21 protein-coding genes are annotated in these 17703 nt (G+C 63.0%); 13 read left to right on the top strand and 8 right to left on the bottom strand.

Annotation, left to right across the window (positions count from 1 at the left end; all coding sequences use genetic code 11):
* Positions 1-21: 21 nt before the first annotated feature.
* Complete coding sequence (locus tag RA20_RS21245; protein ID WP_039133481.1) at positions 22-204, top strand: hypothetical protein; 183 nt, start codon at positions 22-24, stop codon at positions 202-204.
* Positions 205-286: 82 nt separating this feature from the next.
* On the opposite strand, the gene map is transcribed toward RA20_RS21245, so the two are convergent.
* Complete coding sequence (gene map, locus RA20_RS21240) at positions 287-1096, bottom strand: type I methionyl aminopeptidase (protein WP_039133479.1); 810 nt, start codon at positions 1094-1096, stop codon at positions 287-289.
* 162 nt (positions 1097-1258) lie between these two features.
* Here map and RA20_RS21235 point away from each other — a divergent pair, with 162 nt between their 5' ends.
* Positions 1259-2284: a hypothetical protein gene (locus RA20_RS21235; protein WP_152618580.1), complete on the top strand. Its 1026-nt coding sequence runs from the start codon at positions 1259-1261 to the stop codon at positions 2282-2284.
* Between the two features lie 43 nt (positions 2285-2327).
* On the opposite strand, the gene sfsA is transcribed toward RA20_RS21235, so the two are convergent.
* Both sfsA and RA20_RS21225 read right to left on the bottom strand, forming a co-directional pair.
* A complete protein-coding gene (gene sfsA / locus RA20_RS21230; RefSeq protein WP_039133474.1) occupies positions 2328-3065 on the bottom strand; it encodes a DNA/RNA nuclease SfsA in 738 nt (245 codons plus the stop codon).
* Positions 3066-3104: 39 nt separating this feature from the next.
* Complete coding sequence (locus RA20_RS21225) at positions 3105-3860, bottom strand: SDR family NAD(P)-dependent oxidoreductase (protein WP_039133472.1); 756 nt, start codon at positions 3858-3860, stop codon at positions 3105-3107.
* Between the two features lie 97 nt (positions 3861-3957).
* On the opposite strand from RA20_RS21225, the gene RA20_RS21220 reads away from it, so the two are divergent.
* From RA20_RS21220 to RA20_RS21200, 5 genes are all read left to right on the top strand, one after another.
* Positions 3958-4494 (top strand): TetR/AcrR family transcriptional regulator, encoded by a 537-nt coding sequence (locus RA20_RS21220; RefSeq protein ID WP_039133469.1) that lies wholly within the window; start codon positions 3958-3960, stop codon positions 4492-4494.
* Between the two features lie 65 nt (positions 4495-4559).
* Positions 4560-5291 (top strand): competence/damage-inducible protein A, encoded by a 732-nt coding sequence (locus tag RA20_RS21215; protein WP_039133466.1) that lies wholly within the window; start codon positions 4560-4562, stop codon positions 5289-5291.
* Positions 5288-6013, top strand: coding sequence for a GNAT family N-acetyltransferase (locus tag RA20_RS21210; RefSeq protein ID WP_039133463.1), 726 nt, complete (start codon positions 5288-5290; stop codon positions 6011-6013). The genes RA20_RS21215 and RA20_RS21210 overlap by 4 nt, the downstream gene beginning before the upstream one ends.
* Positions 6014-6018: 5 nt before the next feature.
* Positions 6019-6591, top strand: coding sequence for a peroxidase-related enzyme (locus RA20_RS21205; protein WP_039133460.1), 573 nt, complete (start codon positions 6019-6021; stop codon positions 6589-6591).
* Entirely contained in the window at positions 6582-7496 is a 915-nt protein-coding gene (locus RA20_RS21200; RefSeq protein ID WP_241482310.1) for an OmpA family protein, read from the top strand. The genes RA20_RS21205 and RA20_RS21200 overlap by 10 nt, the downstream gene beginning before the upstream one ends.
* Positions 7497-7685: 189 nt before the next feature.
* Here the strand turns inward: RA20_RS21200 and RA20_RS21195 are convergent, their stop codons facing one another.
* Positions 7686-8609, bottom strand: coding sequence for a GlxA family transcriptional regulator (locus RA20_RS21195; protein WP_039133459.1), 924 nt, complete (start codon positions 8607-8609; stop codon positions 7686-7688).
* Between the two features lie 96 nt (positions 8610-8705).
* On the opposite strand from RA20_RS21195, the gene RA20_RS21190 reads away from it, so the two are divergent.
* Positions 8706-9497 carry a class II aldolase/adducin family protein gene (locus RA20_RS21190; protein ID WP_039133455.1) on the top strand — a complete coding sequence of 264 codons (792 nt, stop codon included), beginning with the start codon at positions 8706-8708 and terminating at the stop codon, positions 9495-9497.
* A 66-nt stretch (positions 9498-9563) separates the two neighbouring features.
* Here the strand turns inward: RA20_RS21190 and RA20_RS21185 are convergent, their stop codons facing one another.
* Positions 9564-10430, bottom strand: a complete 867-nt coding sequence (locus RA20_RS21185; protein ID WP_052249118.1) for an MBL fold metallo-hydrolase — start codon at positions 10428-10430, stop codon at positions 9564-9566.
* A 96-nt stretch (positions 10431-10526) separates the two neighbouring features.
* On the opposite strand from RA20_RS21185, the gene RA20_RS21180 reads away from it, so the two are divergent.
* Positions 10527-11153: a TetR/AcrR family transcriptional regulator gene (locus RA20_RS21180; RefSeq protein ID WP_039133452.1), complete on the top strand. Its 627-nt coding sequence runs from the start codon at positions 10527-10529 to the stop codon at positions 11151-11153.
* Between the two features lie 93 nt (positions 11154-11246).
* Here the strand turns inward: RA20_RS21180 and RA20_RS21175 are convergent, their stop codons facing one another.
* The gene (locus tag RA20_RS21175) at positions 11247-12158 is read right to left on the bottom strand and encodes a LysR family transcriptional regulator (RefSeq protein WP_039133449.1); all 912 of its coding nucleotides are present in this window, start codon (positions 12156-12158) and stop codon (positions 11247-11249) included.
* 531 nt (positions 12159-12689) lie between these two features.
* Between RA20_RS21175 and RA20_RS21170 the strand changes: the two genes are divergently transcribed.
* Together RA20_RS21170 and RA20_RS21165 are read left to right on the top strand one after the other, a co-directional pair.
* Complete coding sequence (locus RA20_RS21170) at positions 12690-13010, top strand: NIPSNAP family protein (RefSeq protein ID WP_039133446.1); 321 nt, start codon at positions 12690-12692, stop codon at positions 13008-13010.
* An 11-nt stretch (positions 13011-13021) separates the two neighbouring features.
* On the top strand, positions 13022-13366 hold the full coding sequence (locus RA20_RS21165; protein WP_039133443.1) for an antibiotic biosynthesis monooxygenase family protein: 345 nt from the start codon (positions 13022-13024) through the stop codon (positions 13364-13366).
* Between the two features lie 292 nt (positions 13367-13658).
* Here the strand turns inward: RA20_RS21165 and RA20_RS21160 are convergent, their stop codons facing one another.
* Positions 13659-15686, bottom strand: coding sequence for an NADPH-dependent 2,4-dienoyl-CoA reductase (locus tag RA20_RS21160; protein ID WP_039133440.1), 2028 nt, complete (start codon positions 15684-15686; stop codon positions 13659-13661).
* Positions 15687-15825: 139 nt separating this feature from the next.
* Between RA20_RS21160 and RA20_RS21155 the strand changes: the two genes are divergently transcribed.
* Positions 15826-16308: an RNA pyrophosphohydrolase gene (locus tag RA20_RS21155; RefSeq protein ID WP_039133439.1), complete on the top strand. Its 483-nt coding sequence runs from the start codon at positions 15826-15828 to the stop codon at positions 16306-16308.
* 1 nt (position 16309) lies between these two features.
* Complete coding sequence (locus tag RA20_RS21150) at positions 16310-16825, top strand: hypothetical protein (RefSeq protein WP_241482309.1); 516 nt, start codon at positions 16310-16312, stop codon at positions 16823-16825.
* A 6-nt stretch (positions 16826-16831) separates the two neighbouring features.
* Here the strand turns inward: RA20_RS21150 and RA20_RS21145 are convergent, their stop codons facing one another.
* Positions 16832-17701, bottom strand: coding sequence for an EamA family transporter (locus RA20_RS21145; RefSeq protein ID WP_039133437.1), 870 nt, complete (start codon positions 17699-17701; stop codon positions 16832-16834).
* Positions 17702-17703: the final 2 nt, after the last annotated feature.

Here is a 17703-nt window from a genome sequence, read left to right as displayed (position 1 = left end):
GGCTGTGCTACTGTTCCAGGCATGGAGCAGACATTGCGCACCCCGTTCCTGCAGCCCGCACAGGACACTGAAGCCCGGACCCGGCCCAAGCCGAAACCGGTGCGGGCGCCGCTGTTCATTCAGGATGCGGTGACCCCATGGGCGGATGGCACCATGCTGCTGGCCCTGTGGCGGCTGCAGGAGGCAGAGGAGCGGGACAGCTAGAAGCCCAGGCTCTCTGCTGCTTCTTTCTGGTCAGAAATATCCCGGGGGTGCGGGGGCCGGCCCCCGCTTCCGTCCTGCCTGCTTATCCGTAGGTCGGATGGAACTTGCCCGCCGGCGACAGGGTGAAAATCTCGGCCCCGTCTGCGGTTACCCCGATCGAATGCTCGAACTGCGCCGACAGCGACTTGTCGCGGGTGACGGCGGTCCATTCGTCAGCCAGGATCTTGGTCTCCGGGCGGCCCAGGTTGATCATCGGCTCAATGGTAAAGAACATGCCCTCTTCCAGCACCGGGCCGGTGCCGGGACGGCCGTAGTGCAGCACGTTGGGCGGCGCGTGGAACACGGTGCCCAGCCCATGGCCGCAGAAATCCCGCACAACGCTCATCCGCTGGCTCTCGGCATAAGACTGGATCGCGTGGCCGATGTCGCCGAAAGTGTTGCCGGGCTTCACCGCCTCGATCCCCTTCATCAGCGAATCGTGGGTGACCTGAATGAGGCGCTCCGCCTTGCGCGGCAGCTTGCCCGCCACGAACATACGGCTGGTATCGCCGAACCAGCCGTCGACAATCACGGTGACGTCGATGTTGAGGATATCGCCGTCCTTCAGCTTCTTGTCGCCGGGGATGCCGTGGCAGACCACATGGTTCACCGAAATGCAGCTGGCGTGCTGATAGCCCTTGTAGCCGATGGTCGCAGACTTGGCGCCCGAGTCCTCGACCATCTGCGTGATGATACGGTCGATTTCGCCGGTGCTCTGGCCCGGAAACACATGCGCGGCAATGTCGTCCAGAATGCGCGCGGCAAGCGCACCCGCCTTGTGCATGCCGGCGTAATCGCCGGCTTCATGAATGCGGATGCCGTCCTTGGTTGTGCGGCCGTCTTTCGATCTCATCAGGCGAAGCTCCATCGCGTGTTGTCCCGTAGCTATTTAAGGGGTCTTGGCCGAAAGGGCCAGAGTAAGGGGGCATCTTCTGAGACGGGCACGTATCCTCAAATCCAAGCCGGGATGAAAAGTGTTCGGAAGCGCTGCGAATCGAAAGACATCTAAAGGTTGATGGCGCGTAGCGATTGCCACCAAGGTATTACTTATTGGCAATTCCTGAAACGGCCGCATGGTGCAAAAGGGGTAATTACAGAAAAAATATTTGAAGAGCAGTTTTGCTTGGCCAAACTCTGCCCGGGCGCTGCCGCGCCTGGTTATTTGTCAGTTTTTGGGGTGGTGCATATGGCTGATTCAGTAAAGTGGATATTGAGCTCCGGCGACGTGACGGTGGAGATTACCGCAGTTTTGAATGGATCGGGCGACGTCGAATTTGAATACAAACTCGTCAGCGGTATTGCGGACCTCAATGGGTTCTATGTCGATATCGGCAATGACGGGGGCGGGATTTCTAAGCTCGGTCGGGGCAACAACATGAAAGGCCGGGACAGTGATGGCGACGCGCTGGACGGGTTCGATGTCGCAGAGAAGATCGGAACTGCCGGCGGCAACGACGATGACACCACCGAAGGCACACTGACCTATTCCTTGGCTGAGCTGGGCATTTCCTCTCTGGAAGAATTGGCAGATGCGGAAATCGGTATCCGTGCAACCAGCGTCGGGGAGTACCGCGAAGACAGCCTGAAACTTGCCGGAACCGGAGAGTTTTGCCCTGATGAAGACCCTGATGGTGATGACTTTCCGGAATGGGGGCAGGACATCTCCAATATTACTTTTGTTTTCAATCAGTCTGAAGGCGATACCAGCGGCGACGGCTTTTACACCGTCAAAGTGAATGTTCCGGGTGAATTGGGTGATGATCCTGATGAGTATATCGAGGATCTTCTGGAAGACCTGATTGCCTTTGACCCGAACCTGGAGCCAGATGCGGATCTTGAAGGCATTGTTTTAAAGGGCGGTATGGAGACCACGGAGTTTTTTGCTTACGGCAGCCACAATATGAACGGAGAAGATCCTGACCCGCTGCCTGTTGGCATTGGATTTTCGCTCCCTGGTGATCACGGCAATGTGGTGCCGGTCAATGAGATTGACGTTGACCTTGACCTAAGCATCTCCGGGGATGATTTCCTGTTCAGTTAAGGTCCTGATCCCAAGCTGGAGACTGCTCCTGCAGGGGGTTTTGTCAGCCCGTGCCCGGTTCATTGCTGCCGCGTAAGGCCTGATCGCACAGAATGGCGCCGTGCAGGGTCACGCCTTCAGGCGAGATGCTGGTCGTATAGACCAGCCGCTCCACCCCGGCGGCGCGGGCGCTGGCAAAAGCATCGGCATAGGCCGGGTCGATGTCGGCGGCCAGCTGGAACCGGGTACAGTCAGTGCGCTGCACCAGATAGAGCATCATTGCCCGGTGGCCCTGCGCCACCATGTTTGCAAGCTCGCCCAGATGCTTGGTGCCGCGGGCGGTAACGCTGTCCGGAAACTCGGCCAGGCCGGGTTCGCGCGACAGGGTCACGCTTTTCACCTCGACATAGCAGTCGGGCAGGCCGTCCTGCTGCAGCAGGAAGTCGATGCGGCTTTTCTCGCCGTATTTCACTTCCGGGCGCACGGTCTTATAGGCGGCGAGCTCGGGGATTTCGCCTGCTTCCAATGCGGCCCGCAGGGCGCGGTTCGGAACGGAGGTGTCGACGCCGGTGAAATGGCCGTCCTCATGCTCCACCAGCCGCCAGCCGTATTTCAGCTTTTTCTTGGGGTCGTCGTTGGGCTCCAGCCAGACTTTCATGCCGGGCTCGGCCAGCCCCATCATGCTGCCGGGGTTGGCGCAATGAGCGGTGATCTCCTGCCCGTCCTGCAGCCGGCAATCGGCGAGGAAACGTTTGTAGCGGCGGATCAGGGTGGCGGGGATCAGGGGCTGGGCAAAATTCATGGGCAGATGACTATCCCAGCCCCGGCGCGGGGCAAAGCCTTAGTTGCGCCCGGCCATGACGCCGCCGTCCACGTCCCAGATGGCGCCGGTGACCCAGGCGGCCTGATCAGACAGCAGATGCAGCACGGTGGCGGCAACATCCGCCGGGCGGCCGACGCGGCCCACGGGATGGAAGGCATCAAAGCCGCTGGTCAGGGCGTCCTCGATCTGCTCCGGGTCAATGAAGGCGCCATAGATCGGGGTGACCACCACAGCAGGCGCAACCGCATTCACCCGGATGCTATGGTCCGCCAGTTCCATCGCCAGGTGCTGGGTGAGGGCGTGCAGGCCTGCCTTGGCCATGGAATAGGCAGAGCTCGGCGTCGCCTTGATCGCCTGTTTTGCCCACATGGAGCCGATGTTGACGATGGCGCCGCCGCCGTTGCGGGCCATATTGGCAGCCACTGCCTGCGTCAGGAAGAAGGTGGCGCGGTTCAGGCTCATGTAGCGGTCGTAATCCTCAGGCCCATGCTCCAGGAACGGTTTGGGGGCAAAGACGCCGGCGGCGTTGACCAGCTTGCTGATGCGGCTGCTGCCGTCCTTCAGTTCAGCGGCCAGGGTTTCAACGGCTGCAGTGTCCGTGAGGTCGATCCGGCGCACCCCGGCAAGGGCGCCGAGCTCTGCTCTTGCGGTCTCAAGCTTGGCGGCGGACGAGCCAAGCAGGGTGACATGTTGTCCCGCCTTCACCAGCTGGCGGGCGGTTTCCAGCCCCATGCCAGACGATCCCCCGATGATCAGTGCGGTGTCTGTGGTCATTGCGATTCTCCTATCTATCGATAGGTAGATAGATGTGGATTGTGCGGCGCTCCGTCAAGACCTATCTGTAGGTAGGTAGATGGGCGGAGAGATGAGAATGGCAAAACCGGACACCGCGGAACGCATTCTGGATATCGCGGAACGGGCGGCCCGCACCGGTGGCTACAACGCTTTCAGTTTTCGCGAGATTGCAGCGGAAATCGGCATCAAATCGGCGTCTGTCCATTACCATTTTCCTACCAAGGAGGCCTTGGGGGAGGCCTTGGCAGAACGGTATTCAGATAATTTTTTCAAAGCGTTGGGAGACCCGCAAGCGTCACCTCCGGCAGAGCTTCTGGCGCGCTACGTTGCGGCTTACGGTGCTGCGCTGAAACAGGACGGGCTGATGTGCTTGTGCGGTGTGTTCGGCGCCGAAATTGCCGATCTGCCGCCGCCCGTAGCCGGAGCGACGCGGGCGTTTTTTGCCCGCAATCTGGACTGGCTGGGGCAGGTCTACCGGCGCAAGGGGTTGCAGGATGCGGCGGCAGATCAGGCGGCGGCGCATATGATGGCCGCGCTGGAGGGCGCGATGATTCTTGCGCGCGCGATGGAGGATACCGCTTTGTTCGACGCTGCGGTTGCCGGGCTTTCCTAGTCGCTTTGGCCCTTGTGCCGCTGCGCCGGCGGGGTATCTTCACGCACAGCCTATGGAGATGCCGCATGTCCACCCAGTCCAACCCAACTGCCGCGATGCTGGTCATCGGCGATGAGATCCTGTCGGGGCGCACCCGTGATGCGAACATGCACTACCTGGCCGGGGAACTGGCCAAGCACGGTATCGACCTGAAGGAAGTGCGCATCGTCAGCGATGACGAAGCGGCGATTGTGACGGCAGTGCAGGCATTGTCCGGCGCCTATGACCATGTGTTCACCAGCGGCGGCATCGGGCCGACCCACGACGATATCACCGCCGATTGCATCGCCAAGGCCTTTGCGGCGCATCTGGGCGTGCGGGATGATGCGCGGGCGATCCTGCAGGCGCATTACGACACCCAGGGCATTGAATTGAACGAAGCGCGGCTGCGGATGGCACGCATCCCGGACGGGGCGGCGCTGATCGACAATCCGGTCTCGGCGGCGCCGGGCTTCACCATCGGCAATGTGCATGTGATGGCCGGGGTTCCGATGATCTTCCAGGCAATGGTGGCCAGCGTGATGCCGACCCTGACCGGCGGCCAGCCGATGCTGTCGCAGACCTTGCGGGTGTTCCGCGGCGAGGGCGAGATTGCCGGGCCGCTGCGCAGCCTGGCCGAGGCCTATGCCGACCTGTCGGTGGGCTGTTACCCGTTTCAGAAAGACGGTGCCTTTGGCGCCAATATCGTGATCCGCGGCACCGACGGCGCCCGTGTTGATGCCGCGATGACCGAACTGGCAAAGGAGCTGGAGCAGTGACCACCGATCCCCGTTACTATGCCGTGACCGAAGCGACATGGCCTTCTGCTGCTGCCCGGGAGCTAGGGCCCGTGACTTTGCGTGAAGGGCAGGGCGGCGGCAGCCGGGTATCTGCGGCCACGGTGAATGGCGTGGCCTCGGACGCAGAGATTGCTGCTGCAGAAGAGGCGATGCAGGCGATGGGCCAGGACTGCCTGTTCATGATCCGCGACGGCGAGACGGCACTGGATGCGCAGCTGGAAGCGCGCGGCTATGCGGTGAAAGATCCGGTCAACCTCTGGACCTGCCCGGCCAAGCGGCTGACGAATATCCCGGTGCCCCGTGTCACCGCCTTTTGCATCTGGGAGCCTCTGGCCATTCAGCGGGAGATCTGGGTCCAGGGCGGCATCGGGCCGGAGCGGCTTGCGGTGATGGGCCGGGTGCAGGGGGCAAAGACCGGCCTCCTGGGCCGCCACAAGGACAAACCCGCCGGTGCGGGCTTTGTTGCCATCCATGATGGCGTTGCGATGATGCATGCACTGGAAATCCTGCCGCATCAGCGCCGCTGCGGCATGGGCGCATGGATGATGCGGCAGGCCGCCTTCTGGGCGGTGGAGAACGGTGCCAGTGAGCTGGCGGTGCTGTGCACGAAACGTAACGAAGGCGCCAACGGGCTTTATGCTTCCCTCGGAATGGACTGCGTTGGAGAGTATCACTACCGGATTTTACAGACAGGCGATTGAAGACGATGAGTGACCAGACTTTGCCCACAGCGCTCGACCTGCCGATGGCGGATCCGCTGCCGCCGGAGACGCAGCGCTATTTCGACATCTGCACCGAAAAGCTGGGTTTTGTGCCCAATGTGCTGAAAGCAAACGCTTTTGACATCGATAAGCTGAATGCATTCACGGCGATGTACAATGATCTGATGCTGGCGGACAGCGGCCTCAGCAAGCTGGAGCGGGAGATGATCGCGGTGGTGGTTTCTGCCATTAACCGCTGCTTTTATTGCCTGGTCGCCCATGGCGCCGCGGTGCGGCAGCTGTCAGGTGATCCGCAGCTCGGTGAGATGCTGGTGATGAACTACCGTGTCGCGCCGCTGGAGGCGCGGCAAAGGGCGATGCTGGATTTTGCGGCAAAGATGACCACGGCGAGCGCGGAGATCGGGGAAGCCGACCGGCAGGCCCTGCGCGATGCAGGGTTCACTGACCGCGATATCTGGGACATTGCCAATGTCGCCGGCTTTTTCAACATGTCCAACCGGGTGGCCAGCGCGACTGCCATGGCGCCCAATCCGGAATATCACAGCCAGTGCCGCTAAGCCGTTTTTTCGCCATTGCCGCCGCGGCTTTGCTGCCGGGCTGGCTTGCCGCTGCCGGGATTACTCTGCCAGCCGGAGCCGTCGCGGTGTCCGAACGCGCCACCGCGCTTGGGGTTTACCAGCTGCCGACCGGGTCGGAGGCCGAAGACAAGGTTCCCTCGCAGCGTTTTGAGGGGCAGATCTCGCGCCGGACCTGGCGGGTCGAGGGGGAGGCTGCGGTACTGCAGATCCTGGCGCCTTTGCGGGAACAATTGCTGGCCGACGGCTATGAGGTGCTGCTGGACTGCGCGGCGCGCGACTGCGGCGGCTTCGGCTTCCGTTTCGGGATCGAGGTGGTGCCGTCGCCGGATATGATGGTGGACATCTCCAGCTACCACTTCCTGTCGGCAGCCAAAGGCGGGCAGGCGGTGTCGCTGCTGGTGTCGCGGGGCGGCGGCGCGGCGTATCTGCAGATGATCCATGTGCGGCCGCCGGAGGCCGGGCCGATGGTGGTGAAACCCTCGGAGCAGGCGCTGGTAAAAGCGCTGCCGCTGGAGCTGGCCAAGGTGCTGGAAGTTCAGGGCCACGTGGTGCTGCGCGACCTGGTGTTCGGCAGTGGCTCGGCGCGGCTGGATGAGGGTGCCTATGCTAGTCTGCAGGAGCTTGCCGGTTTCCTGAAAGCCAATCCGCGCGACCGGATTGTGCTGGTGGGGCATACCGACACGGTTGGCTCCTTGGAGCAGAACACGGCGATTTCGCAGCGCCGGGCCGAGTCGGTGAAACAGCGGCTGGTGGAAGGCCTTGGAGCGGATGCAGGGCGAATCGACGTGGCCGGCGCGGGTTACCTGGCACCCATAGCCAGCAACCGGACCGCTGAAGGGCGCGAAGTGAACCGGCGCGTGGAAGCAGTGCTGATCTCAAAATGATGCGGCAGTTGGAGCAGAGGGCGATGCGCTCCCGCCTCCGCAGCTGCCCTGGCTGCGCCAGAACCGCTTAGCGGCGTTGGGCCAGGCTCGGCGCCCTGCGCCGAGCCTGGCCCAACGGGAGCGTCGCAGGTTGCCTGCGGCGGCGACGGGCGGGAGATCTTCGGCAGCTGCAAAGACAGCATCTGATGTTCAGCGGCGGCGCAGCGCCCGGGGGCTGTGCTGATACCGTGATTTGAATAGGCGGGAAAAACTGGCCGGGGAGGCAAAGCCGGCTGCCAGCCCCACTTCCGTTACCGGCATTTCGGTGTTGCGCAGAAGGTCGCGGGCATAAGACAGGCGCAGTTGCAGGTAATAGGCTTTGGGCGCCATGCCCAGCCCGCGCTGGCAGCGCAGGCGCAGCGCCTTGAGACTGAGGCGCAGGGAGTCTGCGATCTCCTGCAGCGGACGCGGGTCCTGCAGGCTGGCTGCCATCATCCGGTGCATTTGCTGCAGCACAGGGTCAGCCGTGGTCTCGGCCCGCTGCCCGGCAGCTGGAGGGCGGATCTCGCCATGAGCCATGGCGTCCGAGGTGGCGGCGGCCAGGGCAGCCGAGGCCGTGGAGGCGATCCAGGCCAGCATGGCGTCGCTGGTTGCGATGCCGCCGGCTGCGGTCAGCCGCCGGCGGCCGTGGCAATAGATCCGGTCGCTGACGGCAATATCCGGCCAGGTCTCGCGGAATCCCGGTTCGGCCTCGTAGTGCAGCACCGCCTCATGGCCGTCCAGGAAACCAAGCGCCGCCAGCACCACAGTGCCGGTGTCCACTCCGCCCAGGGTGGCGCCGCTGCGGTCCATCCGGGCAAGCCAGGCCTTGACGCTGGCAGGCACGTTTTGCAGGGGATCGTAGCCGGCGCAGAGCAGAACCAGCTCCGGAGCGCTGCCGGTGCGCCAGCCGGTGCGGTCCGGCGCCACTAAGGCGCCATTTGACGCCCGCACCGGCGCTTGCGTTGCCGTCAGGGTCTCCCATTCGAACAAGGGCTCGCCCGCGCATTTGTTGGCCAGCCGCAGGGTTTCGGTTGCCAGAACGTAAGCCAGCATCTGGAAACCGGGAAACAGGAGGAATTCGACCTTTTGCATAATGAGGACTATTTCGCCAAGTTTTGGGTATTTCCAGATAAATATCTGACTTGCGTAGCGGCATAGGCTGTGCGGGAAAGAGGAGAAGGAAACGCCATGACCGTCATGACACCCACCCCGCTGGAAGGCCGTCCTGCCAATTGCTCAGACGCCGAATGGGAAGCCCGCTGCGAATTGGCCGCGGTTTACAATGCGCTGGTGAAATACCGGCTGACCGACCAGACCAACCAATGGCACGCGATCCGGGTGCCAGGGGAGGATGCCCTGATTACCCATCACTATGGCTGGATGCATGAGGAAGTGACCGCTTCCAACCTGATCAAGGTTGGTTTCGACCGGGTCAATCACAATCCGGAAAACGGCGAGCCGAACCCCTCTGCCACCGAGATCGGCAAACTGTTCTTCGAGGCAGAGCCGGAGAAGAACTGCATTATGCACATCCACACCAAGGCGATCATGGGGGTAAGTGCCCAGAAAGACGGTGTTGGCCCCTACAGCCAGGCCTATCTGATGATCGGCGGCGGCGATGTGCTGGGCTACACTGACTATGAGTTTGAATGCACCGATGACTTCCTGAGCGGTTTGCTGGAGGCCGGCCGCGGCAAGAAAGCAGTGGTCGAGGCCTGGCACGGCGCCTTTGTGTTCGGGGCCACAGCGGGAGAGGCTTTCTTCCGGTCGTTCTATCTGGATCAGGCCTGTGCGGTGCAGCTGGAAGTGCAAAAGGCTGCGGCCTGCCCAGGCGTCGAGATCCGCACCATCCCGGAAAGCGAGCAGAAACGCCATTTGAGCGATATGGCCGCGAGCGATTGGTACGGCTACGAGGGAGAGCTGGAATGGCATGCGATCCGCCGCCGTCTGGACGCCGAGGCGCCGCATTACAAAAGCTAACCGGCCTGCAGACTGGAACGGGCCGCGCGGGCGGCCCGTTTTTGCTTTCTCTGTCCGGGCCGGGACTCAGCCGCCGTGCAGGACCGACAGCGCCATCCGGCGGACATAGGCGGGGAAGTTCTCCTCGTAGCCTTCCCAATCTGCATATTCCGGCATCTCGACCTCTTCGGAAATGCTGAACAGCAGGTTCCAAGGCGCCCCGGGATCATCGCTGGCAAAGGCCTCCTCGAACCGGGCGCTGACGACGGCCTGCAAATCGGTGTAGAACTTGGCATTTTCCTTCAGCGCTTCGACGCTGTTGCCAGCCGAATGACCGTTGATCGCATAGGCCGGATCCCAGCCGGCCAGGGTGTTCAGCACCAGTGCCGAGCCGACAAAATTGGTGTCCTCCTTGAACTCATGCGGCGACAGTTTCCGCGGCACATAGAGATCAGCAGAAAACACCACATTGCTTTCCAGAACCCGGGCCACGGCAGTGGCCACGCCATCGGCAATGGCCGGCTGGCTGAGCTCAACGGTCTGGCCGCCCAGGTCAATGGTCAGGGCCTCGTCAAAGGTGGTGGTAACCTCGGGGGACGGCATCAGCGGCGACAGCTTGAGCACGTCCAGCCCGTTCTCCTGCATGATAATCTCGGCATCAGGGAAGACTTCGGTGCCGCCGATATGGTCGAAATGCTCATGGCTCAGCACCACATGGGTCACCGGCTTGCCGGTGACCTTGGCCAGCTCCTCTTTGAACATCTCGGCGCGGGGGGAAAAGGCCGGGTCAATGATCAGCACGCCGGTCTCCCCAACTACGGCCATGCTGGAATAGCCCATTGCAAAGAAGTGGTAGACGCCATCGGCGGCCTCGGTCAGCGGCCCGGTCTGGGCCTGTGCGGCGGAGCCTGCGGCCATCAGGGCAGCCGCGGCAAGTGTGGATCTCAGGGGCATGGTCCTCTCCAAAACTAACATTGGTAGTTTTGACTAACACCGTTAGTTAAGGAGTCAAATGAAAGCCGCACGGCGGCTGATCACGGAAGAGTGAGCATGGCAGGCAAGGCAAAGCGGATCGCCGAAGAATTTGCTGGATTTTCAACGCCTGAGGCGATTCTGATCGCGGCGGAAAAACTCTGCGGCGAAGAGGGGCCATCGGGGCTGAAACTGCGCGGGATCGCCCGGCGCGTCGGGATAGAGCCTGCGTCGGCCTACAATCACTACAAGGGATTGCCGGGGATCCTGGCGGCCTTGATTCGCAATGCGCTGATTGCTGAGATGGCATTGCTGGATCTGCCGGAGGACCTGCAGGGCAATGCAGCAGTGGACGAACTGTGCCTGCGCAGCACCCGGTTTTTTGCCGAACGGCCGGGGATTGTGCGGCTGTCGCTGAATGATTTTGCAGAAGTGCATTATCAGACACCCAACGCCTTTGATGAAAACCAGGCCTTGATCGTGCAGATGCTGGATCTGGAGGCGGCGTTTCACCGCCGCCACCTTGGGCTGGGGCATCTCAGCCGGAAACGGCTGGGCGAGATTGCAACCTCGCGGCGGTCGATGATCCTGGCGCTGCTCAGCCTGACCTGGCTGAACCAAAGGGAAGCGGATGAAGCACGGGTGCAGGAGATTGCCGGGCTGGCTGCGGCCTTTATGAAAGGGCTGCCTGCGCAGATGAAGTAGCAGCGCAGGCGCGGGCTGCAAAAAAAGCCCCCGCGTTTGGCGCGGGGGCAGGTCTTCGAGGGAGGTCTTGGTCCGGTTTTCCGTTGAACCGGTTCAGGTTTTCCATTCCGAAGGATCGCGGTCGGCAAAGGCCGCCACAAGAAAGTCGATGAAGGCGCGCACCTTGGGCTGGGTGAACTTGCCCGGCGGGTAGACCGCGTAGATGCCCTGGGTTTCCATCGGCAGGCTGGGCATCACGTCCTCGACCAGCCCTTCCTCCAGCGCTTCCGAGTAGAGGTAGCTGGGCAGATAGGCGATGCCGAGGCCGGAGATGGCTGCGTTCAGCAGCGACTGCCCGTCATTCACCGACAGCCAGCCGGAGGTGCGCACTTGGCGTTTCTCGCCTGAAGGTGCTGTAATCTTCCACACATTGCCGCTGGATTGGCTGGAGTAATGCAAGAGCTTGTGGGTGTTCAGCTCGTCGATCTTCTGGGGGCGGCCGTATTTCTCTAGATAGGCAGGAGAGGCGATCATCCGCTTGGTGGTTTCGGTCAGCTTGCGGGCCCGCAGGGAGCTGTCCTCCAGCTCGCCGATCCGCACGGCCATGTCGAAACCTTCGGAAATCAGCTCCACATAGCGGTTGTTCAGCACCATGTTGACGGTGATATCCGGGAAGTCGCGCAGGAAGTCCGACAGCACGGGCGACAGGTGGTTGACGCCGAAATCGGTGGCGACGGAAATCCGCAAGAGGCCAGAGGGCGCGGATTGCATCGAGGTGACCAGCGCATCCGCTTCGCCTGCGTCGTTCAGTACCCGGCGGGCGCGGTCGTAATAGGCGAGGCCGATTTCGGTGGGGGAAACCCGGCGGGTGGTCCGGTTCAACAGGCGCGCGCCAAGGCGGGCCTCCAGGCTGGAGACATGTTTGGAAACCGCCGATTTAGAGATTCCCATTTTCCGTGCCGCATCGGTGAAACCGCCCTGGTCCACCACATTGGCAAAGGCCTCCATTTCCGTAAGCCGATCCATATTCACCCATCCTCGTAAAGCCGTGTTGCCTTAAGTGTTGCCGGTGAAATCGGGCAAGAACGGGGCAGGGGTGGGATAATTGCGAGGTTTCGCCGGGATCGTTTGCGCTGAGGAAACGGCGGCCGGCATAGACGGGATTGGGGTGACCCTGGGTTGACAGGTCCTTAAAACGCAAGCGTGATCGCGAGAATCCGCTAAGGCAGGGTTGCTGAGCTGAACAGACTGGATTGCGCAATAAGTGTGGCAGCCTGCTCGCGATCGGCACCAAAGGCCGAAGCCGAACGTGTTTGCCGGGGCCGCGGGCAACGCGGCATCTCCCGGGGATTGCTTCGTTACTGTGCATCTGTGGCCAGCTGCGGGCGGCCGGGCCGCCATGCGTTGCTACTGGTGACGCGGGGGCCTGTGCCTTAGGCCATGCCGGTTTCTCCGGATTGATTGCTCTCACCGCGGAGTGATGCTTCGGTCCAGAGCGAAGCATCCGGGCGGCGGCGCAGGTTAGCCAGGAGGCTCCGAGACACAAGAGGACCCTCCATGCTCACCTGCATCATCCGCTACCAGATCGATCCGGCCAAGAAGGCCCAGTTCGAACAATACGCCCGCAACTGGGGCCAGGCGATCCCGCGCTGCGGCGCGGAGCTGATTGGCTACTATGCGCCGCACGAGGGGTCCTCGACCTTGGCCTACGGCATCTACAATGTGGAAAGCCTGGCGGAATATGAAGCCTACCGCGCCAGGCTGGCTGCGGATCCGCTGGGGCGTGAGAATTACGTGTTTGCGCAAAAGGAACGGTTCCTGCTGCGCGAGGACCGGACCTGGCTGAAGCTGGCTTCGGCACCGCATGGGGCAGGATGAGAGGACGCTGGATGATAGCCGTGATTTTCGAAGTTGAGATCGCCGCAGGGCAAAAAGATGCGTATCTGGAGACAGCTGCAGAGCTGCGGTCTGTGCTGGAGGAGGTGGAAGGGTTCATTTCCGTAGAACGGTTTCAGAGCCTCAGCACGCCGGACAAGCTGCTGTCCTTATCCTTTTGGCGCGACGAGGAGGCGGTGCAGCGCTGGCGGCAGCTGGCGGAGCACCGGGCTGCTCAAACACGGGGGCGGGGCGGCATTTTCAGGGACTACCGGTTGCGGGTGGCCGGTGTGCTCCGGGACTATGGCATGGCACAGCGCGCAGAGGCGCCGCAGGACAGCCTTGCCGAACACGGCTGAATGCAGCCGGTGATCCAATTGATCACTGAGGCGCGGAAGGTTGCCAGCCGAAGCCTTTCCGGAGCTGGTAATGACCGTCCCGCTAAATCCCCCGGCCTGCCCGCGGAAGGGGGAGCGGCTCCCGCCCGGCTTGGGAGTATTGAAAATGCTCCCCGCCCGTTGGGCGTGGCACCGCGCGCAGCGCGGTGCCATCCGCCGTGCCTTAGGCACGGCGCCGGGCCCAACTGCGGGCCGGGCCCGTCAGGGCATGGATCCGCAGGCGGGAGTGTCCCGACCGCGGTTTCGGGCGGCTTCAAAGGGTTGCGGCCAGCCGGGTGCCCTGGTTGATGGCGCGTTTGGCGTCAAGCTCTGCGGCCACATCCGCCCCGCCGATCACATGAGCGGTGATACCGTGTGCGGCGAGCTGATCCGCCAGGCTGCGATCAGAAACTTGCCCTGCGCAGAGCACAATAGTGTCCGCCGGAACCAGAGTGGGGTTCTCGCGGGCCGCGCCGAAGCTTACATGCAGGCCCTCTTCATCGATGCGCTCGTAGTTCACGCCGCCGAGGAACGCCGCATTCTTCATCTTGAGCGTGGCCCGGTGAATCCAGCCGGTGGTCTTGCCAAGCCGTTTGCCATGGCGTTCCGCCTTGCGCTGCAGCAGGGTGACCTGCCGTGCGGGTTCAGCAGGCTGCGGCCCTTCGGGCGCTAGCCCAGCGCGGTGCTCCCCGGGGTCGGTCACCCCCCATTCCTTCAGCCAGGCAGGAAGATCGGTGGCGGGGCTGTGCCCCTCTTCCAGCAGGAATTCGGAGACGTCAAAGCCGATGCCGCCGGCACCGATGACTGCGACGTGCCTGCCCACCGGTGCCCGGTGGCGGAGCACGTCGATATAGCTCAGCACGTTTTCACGGTCCTGGCCGGGGATCTCCGGATCGCGAGGCGTTACGCCGGTGGCGATGATCACTTCATCGAAACCTGTCAGGTCTTCCGCCGATGCTTCACGGCCAAGTTCCAATGTGATCCCGGCATCTGCCAGCATCACCCGGTACCAGTCCACCAGCCCCCAGAACTCTTCTTTGCCCGGCACCTGCTTGGCCATGTTGAGCTGGCCGCCGATCTCATCCGCCTTGTCGAACAGGGTGACGCTGTGCCCGCGCTGGGCCGCGGTCAGCGCGGCAGACAAACCAGCAGGGCCGGCGCCCACCACAGCCACCGTTTTGGCCGCTGCAGCGGGCTCGATCACCAGTTCGGTCTCATGGCAGGCGCGCGGGTTCACCAGGCAGGAGGTCAGCTTGCCGCCAAAAGTGTGATCCAGGCAGGCCTGGTTGCAGGCAATGCAGGGGGCGATGCGTTCCGGTTGCCCGGCTGCGGCCTTGGCCACGAAATCCGCGTCCGCCAGCATCGGCCGCGCCATCGAGACCATGTCGGCGCAGCCATCCGCCAGCACCTGCTCTGCCACCTCGGGCGTGTTGATGCGGTTTGAGGTGATCACCGGGATCGAGACCTTGCCCATCAGCTTCTTGGTGACCCAGGCAAAAGCTGCGCGCGGAACGCTTGTGGCGATCGTCGGGATGCGTGCTTCATGCCAGCCGATGCCGGTGTTGAGGATGGTGGCGCCGGCCTTCTCGATCTCTTGTGCCAGTTGCACCACTTCCTCGTGGGTGGAGCCCTCCGGCACCAGGTCGATCATCGACAGGCGGAAAATGATGATGAACTCGCGGCCCACGGCCTCGCGGGTGCGGCGGACGACTTCGATTGCCAGCCGCATCCGGTTCTCATACGGGCCGCCCCAGCGGTCCTCGCGCTTGTTGGTGCGGGTGACCAGGAACTGATTGAGGAAATAGCCCTCGCTCCCCATGATCTCGACCCCGTCATACCCCGCTTCCTGCGCCAGCCGGGCGGCGTTCACGATGTCCGAGATCTGTTTCTCGATCCCAGCTTCATCCAGCTCTTTTGGCGGGAAGGGGGAGATCGGCGATTTCACCGGGCTGGGCCCGACGCATTCCGGCCCGTAGGCATAACGGCCGGCATGCAGGATCTGCATCGCAATCCTGCCGCCCGCGGCATGCACCCGTTCCGTCACCACCCGGTGGTTTTCCACATCCTTCGCCGTGGTCATCATCGAGGCCCCCGGCAAAACCGAACCTTCCAGATTCGGACCAATGCCGCCGGTCACCATCAATGCCACGCCGCCGCGGGCGCGGGCGGCATAGAATTCGGCCACCCGGTTCCAGTCGCCGGTCTCCTCCAGCCCGGTATGCATCGAGCCCATCAGCACCCGGTTCTTCAATGTGGTGAAACCCAGGTCCAGCGGGGCCAGCAGGTTCGGGTACGCAGTCATCTTCAACTCTCCCTGGCAGTTGGGCTCAGGATCATTGCCATGGGCCGCCTTGTCACGGGCAAACGCCGCGTCACCCTCTTGCGTGCCTTGGCGGCAAGCGGTCTAAGGTGCAAGTTAAAGTATACTGAGGAGAGCCGCCATGACCCCGGAACAGATCGCCAGGCTGCCCTACCGCCCGAATGTCGGTGTCATGCTGATCAACGCCGGCGGCGGTGTCTGGGTCGGCCAGCGCAAGGACCGTTTCAAAGACGCCTGGCAGATGCCGCAAGGCGGAATCGATGCGGGCGAAGACCCGCGCACCGCGGCCCTGCGCGAGCTGGAAGAGGAAACCGGTGTGGTGCCGGAACTGGTGGAGATCATCGCCGAGAGCGATGGCTGGCTGCCCTATGATCTGCCCCATGACGTCGTCCCCAAGTTCTGGGGCGGCAAATACCGCGGCCAGGAGCAGAAATGGTATCTGATGCGGTTCCTCGGCACTGATGACCAGATCAATATCGAGACCGACCATCAGGAATTTTCGGCCTGGTGCTGGCAGCCGGTGGACAGCCTGGTCGAGAAAATCGTGCCCTTCAAACGCGAGGTTTATGCCCGGGTGGTGGAAGAGTTCAGGGAGCATTTGTGAGATGCGGTTTTTGTGTGGTTTGCTGACTGCCCCCGTCCGGCTTGCCATAGCTTGGGCTGCACTTTCAGCCAGTCCGGCAGCTGCCCTCAGCTGCCTGCCCTGGGGACCCGCAGACGCCTATCTGCAGGCGGCTCAGTCAGAAAGCGTCTTCAGCATCGTTGCGGGGAGGCTGCGGTTCGATAAAAGCCTGCTGCCAAAATCTCATGCGGAAGACCCGAATGACACACCGCCGCTGACCCGCATCCCGGCGCAGCTCTCGGGCAAGATGCTGGAGGGCAAGTATTTTTCCAAGCGCATCAATGCGCCTGCTGTGCTCGAGGTGGAATGCCTCGGCCCCTGGTGCGGCGGCATGGCCCCGGGCGAAGATCTGCTGTTCTTTGCTGAGCAGCGCGGGAGCGATCTGGTGATCCGGGCAGCCGCCTGCGGCGGTTTTGCCTTTGCCGACACTTCCGGGGTGCGGCGGCAGGTGATTGATTGCCACCGCGGCAAAGCCTGTGAGCCGGCCCTGCCGCGGTGATGCGGGTTACTCTGCCGGAGCCGCGTTTTTTCTGGCTCCCGGCCGGGACTGGCCAAGCCACAGGCTGAACAGAGCCAGCACGGCACCCAGCAATTGCGCGGGGGTCAGGCTTTCGTTCAGCAGCACCCAGCCCAGAATGACCGCTGACAGCGGGCTGAGCACTCCGAGCAGCGAGACTTGGGCCGGATCAATCCGGGCCAGGCCGCGGAACCACAGGATATAGGTCAGCGCGCCGCCGATCAGGCTCATGTAAGCCAGGCCTGCGATATTGGCAGCGGTGAAGACCGGCCATTCCGGCACCATCCAAAACGCCACCGGCACCAGCAGCAGCCCGCCCGCCGTGAGCTGCCAGGCCGTGAAGGTGAGCGGCGGAACCGGCGGCTGCCATTTGCGGGTCAGCACCACGCCTGCGGCCATCGACAGCGCCCCGCCCAGGCCGGCCAGCACACCGATCATGTCCAGTTCGGCAGACGGGGTCAGCACCAGCAGGGCCACGCCTGCGATGCTCAGGAGGGCGGCGGCGACGGCCGCAGCACGGACCTGGGTGTTCAGCAGCAGGGCGGAGAGGAACACCACGATCAGCGGCTGCACTGCGCCAAGCGTGGCGGCAACGCCCCCGGGAAGGCGGTAGGCGGAGACAAACAGCAGCACCCAGAACAGCGAGAAGTTAAGCGCGCCCAGCACCAGCAGCCGCGGAAGCCAGTCCAGAGGCGGCAGCCGGCGCACCAGCACCAGCAGCAAAAGCCCTGCTGGCAGCGCCCGCAGCAGCGCCACTGCCAGCGGCGAATGGCCGGGCAGCAAGGCGGTGGTCACAATATAGCTGCTGCCCCAGATCGCAGGGGCCAGCGCGGTCAGCAAAAGGGTTCGGATCGTCATGC

The organism is Leisingera sp. ANG-Vp (assembly GCF_000813725.1).
In the GTDB taxonomy this organism is placed as follows: domain Bacteria; phylum Pseudomonadota; class Alphaproteobacteria; order Rhodobacterales; family Rhodobacteraceae; genus Leisingera.
Note: the sequence above shows the minus strand (reverse complement) of the source record. Positions and strands in the feature narration are given on the sequence as shown.